This window comes from Saccharothrix sp. S26 (assembly GCF_021390395.1).
Lineage (GTDB): Bacteria > Actinomycetota > Actinomycetes > Mycobacteriales > Pseudonocardiaceae > Actinosynnema.
In genome coordinates, this window is the sequence record NZ_JAJUWT010000036.1 from 25,264 (window position 1) to 38,210 (window position 12,947).

Here is a 12,947-nt window from a genome sequence, read left to right on the forward strand (position 1 = left end):
CGAGTGTTGAATTCGGGGGTCGCGAACGTAGGACTCTCGCGCGGTGAACGTAGGACTCTCGCGGTCACCTGAACGGGTAACTGTGAAGAAGGGTGGGCAACCCCGGGTGGGGTGGGGTCCGTCCTTGGGGCATGAGAAGCCTAGGAACCGCGATCGGCGCGGGTGTGCTGCTGGTCGTGCTCGCCGCCTGCGCAACGTCCACGCCCGTCGGTCCGGGCAACAGCGGACCGACGTTGACCACGTCGGCTGAACCGACCTCGCCCACCACCCAGGAGCCGGAGTTCGAGAGCGCCGTGCCGCCGGGTGGCCAGGAAGTGCCCAAGGACCGGATCGACGCGAGCAGCGTCCCGGAGGGCAACCCCACCACCACGTGGACCGAGGGCGACGGCAGCGTGCTCGGTGTCATCGCCCAGGAAGCGGGCTGCGGCAAGGCCAGCGTCGAGATCGCCGAGCAGAACGCCCAGGTGGTGAAGGTGGTGCTGGTCGAGACCACGCCGCTGGACCAGCAGGTCTGCACGATGGACATCCGCTACCCGCCGCTGACCGCGAAGCTGGACGCGCCGCTCGGCGACCGCACGGTCGTGCTGACCACCCGCCAGGACCAGAAGTAACCCCTCGGGTGCCCGGCCGACCTGCCCCCGGTCGGTCGGGCACCGCCCTTGCAACCTCCACCGCCCCGACTACCGTCCTGCAACCATGAGACCCGTCAACGTCGCCGCCGCCGTCCTCGCGCTCCTCGCGCTCGCCGGGTGCACCACCGGCAGCAACGCCAACGCCCCGTTCGGCAGCCAGTCGTCCTCGGCCACCACCATCGGGTCGTCGCCTGCCCCGACAACGTTGTCATCCCCCAGCGAGTCGCAACCGACGCCTCCGCCCCCGATCAGCGCCGCACCGCTGGAAGGCGGGCAGACCGAGGTCCCGCCCACCCAGGTCGACAGCGGCGCGCTCGGCTTCCAGGAACAGGCGTGGACGTCGGCCGACGGCCGCACGATCCGCGTCATCGGCAGCGAGGGCGGCTGCGACCGCGTCCGCGCCGAGATCACCGCCCAGTCCGGCGACCAGGTGCTGATCACCCTGGTCACCACCAAGTACAAGGCCACCGTCTGCACCGCGGACATCCGCAACGTCCCGCTCAACGTCACGCTCGACGCGCCCCTCGGCTCACGCCGCATCACCGTGGAGGCCCGCGAAGAAGCGCCTTGACCTTCACGCGGACGTCAAGCCCTACGTTCGCCCCCATGACGATCTTCACCGGGAAAGCAGTGGTCGTGACGGGTGCCGGCACGGGCATCGGTCGCGCCACGGCCCGCGCGTTCGCCGCGCAGGGCGCGTCCGTGCTCGCTGTCGGGCGCACCGCCGCGACGCTGGCCGAGACCGCCGCCGACCACCCCCGCACCCGCACCCTCACCGGCGACGTCACCGACGCGCACCGGGTGGTCGACGCCGCCGTGGCGGAGTTCGGCCGGATCGACGTGCTGGTCAACAACGCCGCCGTCCGGTCCGGCGACTCGATGGCCGTCACGAACCTGTTCGCCCCCGCCCGCCTGGTCGAAGCCGCCCTGCCGCACCTCAAGCAGTCCCGCGGCGTCGTGGTCAACGTCAGCACGGCCATCGGTCAGCGCGGCTGGCCGCTGCCCGGTGGTGAGCTGTACGCGGCCCTGAAGTCGGCGTTGGACTCCCTGACCCGCAGCTGGGCCGTGCAGTACGCGCCGCACGGCGTGCGGGTGGTGGCCGTCGCGCCCGGCCCGATCGCCACGCCCATGCACGAGCACCGGGACCGTGGTCCCGAGGAGGCCGCCGCCCTGCGTGACGCCTTGGTCGCCCACGTGCCGCTGGGGCGGGTGGGGCAGCCGGAGGAGGTCGCGTTCTGGGTGGTCCAGCTCGCCCGCCCGGAAGCCGCGTACACGACCGGCGTGGTGCTGCCCGTGGACGGCGGCGCGCTGGTCGGGTGAGGCCGCGTACTACGTTCGAGGGGTGCGGATCGGCGAGTTGGCCAGGGCCACCGGTACTTCGACGCGGGCGTTGCGGTTCTACGAGGAGCAAGGGCTGCTCGACTCCGACCGCGCGCCCAACGGCTACCGCGTGTACGGCCCGGACGCGGTCGCCCGCGTGCACGCCATCCGCTACCTGCTCGACCACGGCCTCACGCTGGAGGACGTCACCCACTTCCGGCACTGCCTGCACGGTGACGTGGCCAACGCGGAGCCGGCACCGGAGCTGGTCGCGGTCGCCGAACGCAGGCTCGCGGTGCTGGACGACCGGATCCGGGCGCTGACCGAGGTGCGCGACCACCTCGCGGCGGGCGTGCGGCGGGCGCGGCGGGCCGTCCGGGTGAATACCTGAGAAACTTTCGCGTCACCCGTTCCGGCGGGCCGGTCGCAGCCGCCACACTCCGGTGACGTGAGACGACACCTCGGCCTGCTGCTCGCCGCCGTGCTCGCGACGGCGACCACCACCGCCCTGACCGCCGCGCCCGCTTCCGCCGACGTCACGGGCCAGTTCTCCGTGCTGACCTACAACGTCGCCGGCCTGCCCGAACCGCTGTCGGGGTCGAACCCGGCGGAGAACACCCCGCTCATCGGCGCGCGCATCCGCGACTACGCCGTGGTGAACGTCCAAGAGGACTTCAACTACCACGCCGCCCTCTACGCCGCCGACAACCACCCGCACCGCACGCCGACCAGCGGGGGAGTGCCGTTCGGTGACGGCCTCAACACGCTGTCCGCCTACCCGTACAGCGACTTCACGCGGGTGAAGTGGAACCAGTGCAACGGCACGGACTGCCTGACCCCCAAGGGCTTCACGTTCGCCCGCCTGCGCCTGGCCGAGGGCGTGCACGTGGACCTCTACAACGTCCACGCCAACGCCGGCAGCACGGACGCCGACCTGGCCGCGCGCCGCGCCAACATCACCCAGCTGTCCCAGTACGTCACCCGGAACTCGGCGGGCAACGCCGTGATCATCATGGGCGACACCAACACCCGGTACACCCGCACGGGTGACAACATCCGCGACCTGGTCCACCCCAACGGCCTCACCGACGCCTGGGTCGAGCTGGTCCGGGGCGGCGTGGAACCGGCGGCGGGCGCGCCCGCGCTGGTGTGCGACCCGCAGAACGTCACCACGTCGTGCGAGGTGGTCGACAAGGTCTTCTACCGCGACAACGCCTTCATCGACCTCACCGCCACCACCTACCGCAACGACCACGCGGCGTTCCTCGACCCCGACGGGGAACCGCTGTCCGACCACTACCCGCACGCCGTGGGCTTCACCTGGCGGCTCGCCGACCACCTGCGCCTGACCGACCCGTTCGGCGGCACCGGTGGCACCCCGTTCACCGACGTCGACGCCGTCCGCCCCGGCACGGCGGTCAGCTCGATCACCCTCAGCGGCGGCGCACGGCTCGACCGGGTCGGCGTCACGCTCGCCGACGGCACCACCCGCACCCACGGCGGCACGGGCGGCACCCCGACGACGCTCACCCTCCAGCCGGGCGAACACCTCACGGCCGCCACGCTGACCCGTGGCCAACGCGACGGCCGCACCCGGATCTTCTCCGCCCACCTCACGACCAACCTCGGCCGCACGATCTCCGCGGGCACGCCCACCGCCGACGCGATCACGTCCACCGCACCGGCGGGCTGGCACATCGCGGGCTTCACCGGGCGTTCCGGCTCGGAGGTCGACCAGCTCGGGCTGATCTACACCCGGAGCTGACCCTTCCGCGCCTCGACCAGGAAGCGCTCCGAACTCGCCACGAACGACCCCTCCCGCCCGATGTGCTCGTGCATCGCCCGCAGCCGGTCGCGGTACGCCTCGACGGTGAAGCCGGGCACCGTCCACAGCACCTTGCGCAGGAAGTGCACCACCGCCCCGACGTCGAAGAACTCCACCCGCAACGACTCCGACCGCAGGTCCACGACGGTCAGGCCGGCCGCCGCCAACCCGGCGACGGCCCGGTCGGTGCCGCGCGCGTCGCTGACCGGCTGCGGGCCCATCATGAAGTCGGTCAGCTCCCGCAAGGTGCCCATGCCGACCTGCTGCGACAGGTAGGTGCCGCCCGGCTTCAGCACCCGGCCCACCTCGTCCCAGCGCGTGGTGACCGGGTGCCTGCTGACCACCAGGTCGAACGAGGCGTCGGGGAACGGCAGCGGCCCGTCGTCCTCGGCGTGCACCACCCGCGCGCCCAGCGGGGCCAGGGTGCGGCGCGCGACCTCCAGGTTCGGCGGCCACGACTCGGTGGCGGCCAGCACGGGCGGCGGCTGCGGGATCGTCGCCAGCACCTCGCCGCCGCCGGTCTGCACGTCGAGCGCCGCCTCGGCCCTCGACATCCGGTCGGCGAGGAGCTTCGCGTAGCCCCACGACGGCCGCTGCTCGGTCGCCCGGCCGGAAAACCAGGAGAAGTCCCACCCCTCGACGGGCACGGCCGCGCCTTCGGCCACCAGGTCCTCGAACGTCATGCCGCCCAACCTGCTACAGCGACGCCGACGACGACACCGGATTTCACTCGCCGGCCTTGCGCGCGCGTGCCGTGGCCTCACGGATCTCCCGCGTCGCCTCGCGGTAAGCGGGTGCGGCGCGGGCGAAGTAGTCGAACAGGACGTCCTGCTCCTGCGGGCTGTAATGGGCCAGAACCTCGGCGAGCCGGCGGCGCGCGGGGGCCACGACGTCCCCGATGCGGGACAACGCGTCGGCGACCGGCTCGATCAGGACCTTGCGCCGGTCGGCCGGGTCCGCGACGCGCCGGACGTACCCCGCCCGCTCCAGGCGGTCGACCAGCCGCGTCGTCGCACCGGTGGTCAGGCCGGTGCGGGCGGAGAGCTCGCCCGAGGTCAGCGGCCCCTCCAGGCTGATCAGGCTCAACGCGTACCACTCCGACGCGTGCAGCCCGGCCGCCTCCGCTCCCGCCATGCCGTGCAGCCCGACCGCGTCGAGGTACCGCCGGAAGACCACGTGACGTTCCTGCGGCGACTCACTTGCCATCGCGACCGACCTCTCCCTAATATCTGCATGTGTGCAGATATTGCACCCACGCAACGTCTTCGTCAGTATAGCTATCGGGAGGGATCATGCAGTCACGGGACGACCGGGCCGCCGTCGTCGAGGTCATCGGGCAGTTGGTGGAAGCGTGGGCCGGGCACGACGCCGACGCCTACGGCGCGCTGTTCACCGAGGACGCCACCTACGTCACCTACGTCGGCACCTGCTACCGGGGCCGCCACGACATCGTGGAGAGCCACCGGACGCTGTGGGCCAAGTTCCTCAGGGGCACGCGGCTCGCCGACGAGGTGCTCGACGTCCGCTTCACCGGCCCCGGCACCGCCGTGGTCACCGGGCGGGGCGACACCTACAAGGGCCGCCGGCCCGCGAAGCTGAGCAAGGTCCAGACCTACCTCCTGGTTCGAGAAGCCGACGGCCGCTGGCGGATCGCCGCGTTCCACAACACCAAGCGCAAGCCGCTCATGGAGGCCATCTCCTTCAAGGTCGCGCCCGGTCTGGTGCCGACGGCGCACAGGTGACGCGCTACTCGGCCGTCGCGAACGCCGCCGCGCCGTCCCACGCCAGCCACAGGTCGGCCTCGACCTGGTCCTCGTCCGCCACGATCACCCCGGTCTCGCCGACGTAGAGCCCCAGGTCGCACTGGTGCTCGTCCAGCTTGCGCACCGTCCACGCGTGCAGGTCCTCCGTCCCGTCCACGAGTTCGCGGGCGATCAGCCGGAACAGCGCGACCTTCGCGGGCGACGACTCGATCAGGCTCAGCTGGTGGAAACGCGACCCCATTGCACTCACTCCTCGCACTTGGTTGTATACTCTCCGAATTCGGGACGACTATCTCGTACGTACAGACTGTGCACAAGTCCCGATCGGGTGATGATCGAGGAGAGCGATGACCAGCCCACACCGCAGTGCCGCCCGCATCCAGATCGGCACCACCCTGCGCCGCATGCGCGAAGAGGCAGGCGTGCCCCGGGAACGGGTGGGCGAGGTGCTGCGCTGCACGATGACCAAGATCAGCAACATCGAGAACGCGATCAGCGGCGTCAAGCAGGCCGAGCTGGAGAAGCTGCTCGACCTCTACGGCGCGGACGACGCGACCCGCGAGGACCTGTTCGCGCTCAACTCCGAGGCGCACCGCCGCAGGCCGAAGAGCAAGATCGGCGGCCCGATCCCGCCGTGGCTGCGCCGCATCCTCGACGTGGAGGCCATCGCCACCGAAGCCCTCTACACGTCGTTCGAGCTGATCCCGGCGGTGCTCCAGACCGAGTACTACGCCCGGGCGCTGATGACGGGGGTCGGCCTCGGCGGCGAAGTCTTGGAGAAGCACCTGCAACTGCGACTGGAACGGCGAGCGCTGCTGACCGACCGCGAACCGCCGCTGCGGCTGTGGGCGGTGATCGCGGAGCCCGCGTTCCGGGCCAACATCGGCGGTGCGGAGGTCATGCGCGACCAGCTCAAGCACGTGCTCGCCATGACCGAGCTGGAGAACGTCGTGGTGCAGGTGATGCCACAAGGAGCCGGGGCCCACGCGTTGAGCGGTACTACGCTGACCTTGTTCCGGCTGCCCGCAAAGATGCCATCGCTGGTCAGCGTCGACACGCCGTTCGGTGACCACTTCGAGGACGGGGTCAACCACGTGGAGAGGACGAGCCGCTGGTTCGACCACACCCGTGCGAAGGCGTTGGGAGTGGAGGAGAGCCGCGAACTCCTGACCCGCATCACGGAGGAGACCCGATGACCCTGAAGCCAGGCGAGTGGACCAAGTTCAGCGGCGGCGGCTCGAACTGCGTCGAGGTCATGCGCACGGACGACGAGGTGCTCGTCCGCAACAGCAACCGGCCTGAAGAAGTCCCACAGCGCTTCACTCACAGCGAGTGGGACTTCTTCACGCGCGGCGCGAAGCTCGGCGTGTTCGACCTGTAGGAGCTACTTCCGGAACGAGATCTGGAGGGTCGGGGCGGAGGTCTCGGCGAAGAAGTCGTTGCCCTTGTCGTCCACGACGACGAACGCCGGGAAGTCCTCCACCTCGATCTTCCAGACCGCTTCCATGCCCAGCTCGGGGTACTCCAGCACCTCGACCTTGCGGATGCAGTCCTGGGCCAGTCGCGCGGCCGGGCCGCCGATCGAGCCCAGGTAGAACCCGCCGTGGGTCTGGCAGGCGTTGGTCACCTGCTTGGACCGGTTGCCCTTGGCCAGCATCACCAGCGACCCGCCGGCGGCCTGGAACTGCTCCACGTAGGAGTCCATCCGGCCGGCCGTCGTCGGCCCGAACGACCCGGAGGCGTAGCCCTCGGGGGTCTTGGCCGGACCGGCGTAGTACACCGGGTGGTCCTTGAGGTACTGCGGCATGGGCTCGCCCGCGTCCAACCGCTCCTTGATCTTGGCGTGCGCGATGTCCCGCGCCACCACCAACGGCCCGGTCAGCGACACGCGGGTCTTCACCGGCAGCTTCGACAAGGTCTCGCGGATCTCGGCCATCGGCCGGGTCAGGTCGATCCGCACGACCTCGTCGGACAGGTCCTCGCCGGTGACCTCGGGCAGGAACTGCGCCGGGTCGCGTTCCAGCTGCTCCAGGAAGATGCCCTCGGGGGTGATCTTCGCCTTGGCCTGCCGGTCCGCCGAGCACGACACCGCGATGCCGACCGGGCAGGACGCGCCGTGCCGGGGCAGCCGGATCACGCGCACGTCGTGGCAGAAGTACTTGCCGCCGAACTGCGCGCCGATGCCGAAGTTCCGGGTCAGCTCCAGCACCTGCTGCTCCAGGTCGACGTCCCGGAACGCGTGCCCGGCGGCGGAACCCCCGGTGGGCAGGCCGTCGAGGTAGCGGGCGGACGCGAGCTTGGCGACCTTGAGGTTCTGCTCGGCCGACAGACCGCCGACGACCACGGCGAGGTGGTAGGGCGGGCACGCGGCCGTGCCCAGTGAGCGCAGCTTCTCGTCCAGGAACTTAGCCAGCCGCGAGGGGTTCAGCAGCGCCTTCGTCTCCTGGTACAGGAACGTCTTGTTGGCCGAGCCGCCGCCCTTGGCCATGAACAGGAACTCGTACTTCGGCTCCACGCCCGGCGCGGTGAACAGGTCGATCTGCGCGGGCAGGTTGGTGCCGGTGTTGCGCTCGTCCCAGAACGTGACCGGGGCCATCTGCGAGTACCGGAGGTTCAATTCCTGGTAGGCCTCGAAGATGCCGCGCGACAACGCTTCCTCGTCGGTGCCGCCGGTCAGCACGGACTCCGTGCGCTTGCCCATCACGATCGCGGTGCCGGTGTCCTGGCACATGGGCAGCACGCCGCCGGCGGAGATGCACGCGTTGCGCAGCAGGTCCATCGCGACGAACCGGTCGTTGCCGCTGGCCTCGGGGTCGTCCACGATCGCGCGCAGCTGGGCCAGGTGCGACGGGCGCAGCAGGTGCTGGATGTCCCGGATCGCCTCCTTGGCCAGCAGCGTCAGCGCCGCGGGCTCGACCTGGAGGAACGTCCGGCCCGCGGCCTCCAGCACCGACACGCCGTCCGGCGTCACGAGCCGGTAGTCGGTGTGGTCGTCCTTGGCCAGCGGAAGGACGTCGGTGTACTGGAACGTCGGTCCCAACAGGTTCGACGAGGTCACGTCGCGGGCTCCCTTGCGCGCTTCGGGTTCCGCCGAACTTATACCGATCACGCCGTCGCGTCCCAGCGGACGTGGTGTGATTCGCGTCGTGGTCGACAGCCTCACCAAGCGCCGGCTCCCTGCGGCCGAACTCGACGCCCTGATCCGCCGCGCCCTGGGGGTCCCGCTCGCCGCGCACGTCGAGCTGACCGACGGCATGTTCAACACCGCCTACCGGCTCACCGCGGCGGACGGCCGCGAGACCGTGCTGAAGGTCGCGCCGCCGCCGGACGTGCCGCTGCTCACCTACGAGCACGACATCATGCGCACCGAGGCGCTGGCGTTCGAGCTGATGGCGGCGCGCGGCCTGCCGGTGCCGGAAGTCCTGCTGCACGAGGACGGCTTGCTGCTGATGACGGCGCTCAAGGGTGAGCCGTGGTCGACCGCGCGTCCCCGGTTGACCGACGCCGAGCACGGTGCGCTGCGTCGTGAGCTGGGCACGATCGTCCGCGACCTGCACCGGATCACCGGTGACGTGTTCGGCTACGTGCAGGGGCCCAACGCGGGCACGTGGCGTGAGGCGTTCACCGCGATGGTGGAGGCGGTGGTGGCCGACGCGGACCGGTTCGGCGTGGAGCTGCCCGACGTGCGGCCGGCGTTTGCGGCCCGCGCGCACCTGCTGGACGACGTCGCCGAGCCGGTGCTCGTGCACTTCGACCTGTGGGAGGCGAACATCTTCCTGCTCGACGGCCACGTCGAGGGGATCATCGACCCCGAGCGGGCGTTGTTCGGCGACCCGCTGGCCGAGATCGCGACCGTGGCGCTGTTCACCGAACTGGACGACGACTACAAGGCCGGATACGGCGTCGAGGGGTTCACCGACGCCGAAGAGGTCCGGATCGCGCTCTACCGCGCGTACCTGTGCCTGGTGATGATCGTGGAGGGCGTGCCGCGCGGTTACGCGGGCGAGGAGCGCGAGGCGCACGTGCGGTTCTTCCGCGAGAAGCTCGCGGAGTACCTGGGGCTCTAGGCAGACGCGGAAGGCCGGGCCGGCCCCCGACCGCCCCGACCTTCCTCAGCGTGCGACCACCTCCGCGTGATGGGGCGGAGGGGTCGCGTGGCTCGTGTAACGCACGACCGTGCCGTGACTGGCGTCACAAGTCAATCCCGCGCAGCGGTGACTTCCCGCTGGGTGGACGCTGTATCGCGTCAGCTCAGCTCGCGTAGGCCCGCAGCTTGGCCGCCCGCTCGCCCTGCCGGAGCTTCGACATGACCTCGCGCTCGATCTGCCGCACCCGCTCCCGCGACAGGCCGAACTGCTTGCCGATCTGGTCCAGCGTGCGCGGCTGGCCGTCCTCCAGGCCGTAGCGCAGCCGGATCACGGCCTGCTCGCGCGCGTCCAGCGTGGCCAGCACCCGGCGCAGGTCGTCCTGCAACAGGCCGGAGATGACCGCGCTCTCCGCGTCGGTGGCGTCGGAGTCCTCGATGAAGTCGCCCAGCGGGGCGTCCTCCTCGGTGCCGACCGGCATGTCCAGGCTGACCGGGTCGCGGGCGTGGTCGAGCAGGTCGACGACCTTCTCCGGGGTCAGGCCCGACTCCTTGGCCAGCTCCTCGTTGGTCGCCTCGCGGCCGAGCTGCTGGTGCAGGTCGCGCTTGATCCGGGCGAGCTTGTTGACCTGCTCCACGAGGTGGACGGGCAGCCGGATCGTGCGACCCTGGTCCGCCATTCCCCGCGTGATCGCCTGGCGGATCCACCAGGTCGCGTAGGTCGAGAACTTGAAGCCCTTGGTGTAGTCGAACTTCTCCACCGCGCGGATCAGACCCAGGTTCCCCTCCTGGATCAGATCGAGCAGCGGCATTCCGCGCCCGGTGTATCGCTTCGCCAGCGAAACGACCAACCGGAGATTCGCTTCGAGAAGGTGGTTCTTTGCCACGTGACCGTCACGGATCAACGCGCGGAGTTCGCGTTGGCGCTCATCCGGCAGGTCCGGGTGGGTCTCCAGCTTGTGCTGCGCGAAGACGCCCGCCTCGATCCGCTTGGCGAGTTCCACTTCGTCGGCCGCGGTCAGCAGCGCTGTCTTGCCGATCCCGTTCAGGTACACCCGAACCAGGTCTGCGGCCGGTCCCTGGGCGTCGAGGTCCAACTCGGCGCTCGTGGTGGTCGTCTCGTTCCCGACCTGACGGTCGAGGAGCTTCGGGACGGTCATGGAGCTCCCTCCCCCTTGTGTCGCGGGCTGGCAGTGCGGTCGTGTCGCACACTCCGCGCTGCGGTGCGCGGCTCACCTTTCGGTGTCTGACACTGGGGGAAACGCGAACCGGAGCGAAATGGTTCCCGCTTCCCATGACCTGAAGACGTCACTGCGGTCACAGCGGTTGCCCGGCGAATCCTGAGGATTGCCTGAGAAGGATCTAGAGTTCGACCAACACGGTGAACGGACCGTCGTTCGCACTGCGCACGGACATCATCGCGCCGAACCGTCCGGTTTGTACTCGTGCACCCTTCCGGCGCAGTTCCGCGACCACTTCGTCGACCAACGGCTCGGCGTGCTCGGGCCGGGCGGCGGCGGTCCACGACGGCCGCCGCCCCTTCCGCGTCTCCCCGTAGAGCGTGAACTGGCTCACCACGAGCAGCGGCGCGCCGGTCGTGGCGCACGACTCCTCGTCCCTCAGCACCCGCAACTCGTGCAGCTTGCGCGCCATGAGGTGGGCCTTGGCGACGTCGTCGGCCACGTGGATGCCGAGCAGCACCAGCAGTCCCGGTTCGTCGATGGCGCCCACGACCTCGTCGTCCACGGTGACCGACGCCTCTGTGACGCGCGCCACAACAGCTCTCACTCGGGCACCACCATGCCGTGCCGGACGAGGTCGCGGACGATCGGGACGGCGGCCGCGGCGAGCGCGTCGGCGTCGAGGTCGTGGGCGTAGGCGAGCAGCGTGACCAGGTCCGCCAGCGGCAGCGCGCCCCGGAAGCCCGCCAGCAGCTTGGCCGCGGTCTCGTCCAGCTCGTGCTGCCAGCCGGGGCCGTCGACGCGGTGCAGGCGGCGCACCACGGCCTCCCAACCCTCGTCGGTGGGCGCGGAGACCTCCTCCAGCAGCACGGTCTCGGGCACGGTGAACCGGGTGGCCAGCAGCCGGTCGTGGTCGGTGGCGCGCAGCCAGGCGACCCGGTCCAGCCAGGCGGCGGACTCCGGGCCCAGCGGGTCGTCGAAGGCGTGGCGGAGGTCTTCGCACACCACCTCGGCGTGCTCGGTGTCCGTGCGGCGGAGCGTGACGAAGCCGAAGCCGATGCCCTCCACGTCGTTCTCGGCGAACCAGTCCAGCCACGCGGCGGCCTTGGCACGACCCTCGTCGCTGCGGGGGTCGACGCCCGCGTCGCGCAGCCACGTGCCGACGTAGAGGGCGGGGTCGGCGACGTCGCGCTGGACGAACCAGGCGTCCACGCCGCCGCGCGGCAGCCACGACGACACCCGGTCGGCCCAGTCCTCGCCCCGGCGGTGCAGCCAGGAGGCCAGGAGCTGGCCCACGCCGCCCTCGTTGAGGAACGCCGGCATCTGGCGGACGACCAGGGCGCTGGCGTCGTCGCCGCCCAGGCCGGAGTCGCGGTAGACGTAGTCGACCCGGGGCGGGCCCACCACGAACGGCGGGTTGCAGACGACCTGGTCGAACCGCCGCCCGCGCAGGGGGCCGAACCACTCGCCCCGGCGCAGCTCGACGTCCACCTCGTTGATCCGGAACGTGCCCGCGGCCAGGGCCAGCGCCCGGTCGGACAGGTCGGTGGCGGTGATGCGGCGGGCGTGCCTGCTCGCGTGCAGGGCCTGGACGCCGCAGCCCGTGCCCAGGTCGAGCAGGGTGTCCACGGGGCGGCGGGACGTGGCGCGGGCGAGGCTGATGGAGGCGTGGCCGACGCCGAGCACGTGGTCGGCGGGCACGGGGCCGCCGCGCTGGTCGGCGTCCTGGTCGGCGATGACCCACCAGGAGCCCTCGTCGTCGCCGTAGGGGCGGATGTCGAGCCCGGCGCGCAGCCCGTCGCCGTCACCGCGCAGCACCTCGGCCTTCACCGCGGTGTCGAGGTCGACGTCCGGCAGGGCCGCGCGCACGGCGGCCTCCGGCTCGGTGTCGCCGAGCAGGAACAGGCGGACCAGCGTGCCGAGCGCGCCCGCGTCCCGGGTGGCCCGGCGGGCGGCCTCGGGCTCGCCGCGGCCGAGGGCGGCGTGCGCCTGCGGCCCGAGCGCCTCGACCACCCCGTCCGCGTCGTAGTCGGCGGCCCGGAACGCCTCGCGCAGCCGTGCGGTCAGGTCGGCAGAAAGATCAGGGAGCACCGCGCCATCGTCTCGCGCCCGGTCTCCCCGCGCCCGCGCAGCCCACCTGAA

Annotated in this window: 16 protein-coding genes; 9 read left to right on the forward strand and 7 right to left on the reverse strand. The window is 71.1% G+C overall.

The annotated features are described in order from the left end of the window. Positions 1 to 131 precede the first annotated feature (131 nt). The 5 genes from LZG04_RS39635 to LZG04_RS39655 all read left to right on the forward strand — a co-directional run bounded on the left by LZG04_RS39635 (position 132) and on the right by LZG04_RS39655 (position 3,717). Positions 132 to 611, forward strand: coding sequence for a hypothetical protein (locus tag LZG04_RS39635; protein WP_233827102.1), 480 nt, complete (start codon positions 132 to 134; stop codon positions 609 to 611). A gap of 85 nt (positions 612 to 696) precedes the next feature. Then, positions 697 to 1,203 carry a hypothetical protein gene (locus LZG04_RS39640; RefSeq protein ID WP_233827103.1) on the forward strand — a complete coding sequence of 169 codons (507 nt, stop codon included), beginning with the start codon at positions 697 to 699 and terminating at the stop codon, positions 1,201 to 1,203. Between the two features lie 35 nt (positions 1,204 to 1,238). Continuing rightward, positions 1,239 to 1,952 carry an SDR family NAD(P)-dependent oxidoreductase gene (locus tag LZG04_RS39645; protein WP_233827104.1) on the forward strand — a complete coding sequence of 238 codons (714 nt, stop codon included), beginning with the start codon at positions 1,239 to 1,241 and terminating at the stop codon, positions 1,950 to 1,952. Positions 1,953 to 1,974: 22 nt separating this feature from the next. Beyond that, entirely contained in the window at positions 1,975 to 2,343 is a 369-nt protein-coding gene (locus LZG04_RS39650) for a MerR family transcriptional regulator (protein ID WP_233827105.1), read from the forward strand. A 57-nt stretch (positions 2,344 to 2,400) separates the two neighbouring features. Further along, positions 2,401 to 3,717, forward strand: a complete 1,317-nt coding sequence (locus tag LZG04_RS39655) for a jacalin-like lectin (RefSeq protein ID WP_233827106.1) — start codon at positions 2,401 to 2,403, stop codon at positions 3,715 to 3,717. Here the strand turns inward: LZG04_RS39655 and LZG04_RS39660 are convergent. Further along, on the reverse strand, positions 3,702 to 4,460 hold the full coding sequence (locus LZG04_RS39660; protein ID WP_233827107.1) for a class I SAM-dependent methyltransferase: 759 nt from the start codon (positions 4,458 to 4,460) through the stop codon (positions 3,702 to 3,704). The genes LZG04_RS39655 and LZG04_RS39660 overlap by 16 nt on opposite strands. A 43-nt stretch (positions 4,461 to 4,503) precedes the next feature. Next, positions 4,504 to 4,983, reverse strand: coding sequence for a MarR family winged helix-turn-helix transcriptional regulator (locus LZG04_RS39665; RefSeq protein WP_233827108.1), 480 nt, complete (start codon positions 4,981 to 4,983; stop codon positions 4,504 to 4,506). Positions 4,984 to 5,069: 86 nt separating this feature from the next. On the opposite strand from LZG04_RS39665, the gene LZG04_RS39670 reads away from it, so the two are divergent. After that, a complete protein-coding gene (locus tag LZG04_RS39670) occupies positions 5,070 to 5,519 on the forward strand; it encodes an SgcJ/EcaC family oxidoreductase (RefSeq protein ID WP_233827109.1) in 450 nt (149 codons plus the stop codon). A 4-nt stretch (positions 5,520 to 5,523) separates the two neighbouring features. Here LZG04_RS39670 and LZG04_RS39675 read toward each other — a convergent pair whose 3' ends face one another. Further along, on the reverse strand, positions 5,524 to 5,781 hold the full coding sequence (locus tag LZG04_RS39675) for a hypothetical protein (RefSeq protein ID WP_233827110.1): 258 nt from the start codon (positions 5,779 to 5,781) through the stop codon (positions 5,524 to 5,526). 106 nt (positions 5,782 to 5,887) lie between these two features. On the opposite strand from LZG04_RS39675, the gene LZG04_RS39680 reads away from it, so the two are divergent. Together LZG04_RS39680 and LZG04_RS39685 are read left to right on the forward strand one after the other, a co-directional pair. Continuing rightward, positions 5,888 to 6,736 carry a helix-turn-helix transcriptional regulator gene (locus LZG04_RS39680; RefSeq protein ID WP_233827111.1) on the forward strand — a complete coding sequence of 283 codons (849 nt, stop codon included), beginning with the start codon at positions 5,888 to 5,890 and terminating at the stop codon, positions 6,734 to 6,736. After that, complete coding sequence (locus LZG04_RS39685; RefSeq protein WP_233827112.1) at positions 6,733 to 6,921, forward strand: DUF397 domain-containing protein; 189 nt, start codon at positions 6,733 to 6,735, stop codon at positions 6,919 to 6,921. The genes LZG04_RS39680 and LZG04_RS39685 overlap by 4 nt, the downstream gene beginning before the upstream one ends. 3 nt (positions 6,922 to 6,924) lie before the next feature. Here the strand turns inward: LZG04_RS39685 and LZG04_RS39690 are convergent, their stop codons facing one another. Further along, positions 6,925 to 8,598 (reverse strand): fumarate hydratase, encoded by a 1,674-nt coding sequence (locus tag LZG04_RS39690; RefSeq protein ID WP_374202983.1) that lies wholly within the window; start codon positions 8,596 to 8,598, stop codon positions 6,925 to 6,927. 88 nt (positions 8,599 to 8,686) lie between these two features. Between LZG04_RS39690 and LZG04_RS39695 the strand changes: the two genes are divergently transcribed. Then, a complete protein-coding gene (locus LZG04_RS39695) occupies positions 8,687 to 9,607 on the forward strand; it encodes a phosphotransferase family protein (protein WP_233827113.1) in 921 nt (306 codons plus the stop codon). A 184-nt stretch (positions 9,608 to 9,791) separates the two neighbouring features. Here the strand turns inward: LZG04_RS39695 and LZG04_RS39700 are convergent, their stop codons facing one another. The 3 genes from LZG04_RS39700 to LZG04_RS39710 all read right to left on the reverse strand — a co-directional run bounded on the left by LZG04_RS39700 (position 9,792) and on the right by LZG04_RS39710 (position 12,896). Next, the gene (locus tag LZG04_RS39700) at positions 9,792 to 10,784 is read right to left on the reverse strand and encodes a sigma-70 family RNA polymerase sigma factor (RefSeq protein WP_233827114.1); all 993 of its coding nucleotides are present in this window, start codon (positions 10,782 to 10,784) and stop codon (positions 9,792 to 9,794) included. A gap of 202 nt (positions 10,785 to 10,986) precedes the next feature. Beyond that, entirely contained in the window at positions 10,987 to 11,412 is a 426-nt protein-coding gene (dtd, locus tag LZG04_RS39705; protein ID WP_233827115.1) for a D-aminoacyl-tRNA deacylase, read from the reverse strand. Further along, positions 11,409 to 12,896, reverse strand: a complete 1,488-nt coding sequence (locus LZG04_RS39710) for a methyltransferase (protein WP_233827116.1) — start codon at positions 12,894 to 12,896, stop codon at positions 11,409 to 11,411. The genes dtd and LZG04_RS39710 overlap by 4 nt, the downstream gene beginning before the upstream one ends. Between the last annotated feature and the right edge of the window lie 51 nt (positions 12,897 to 12,947).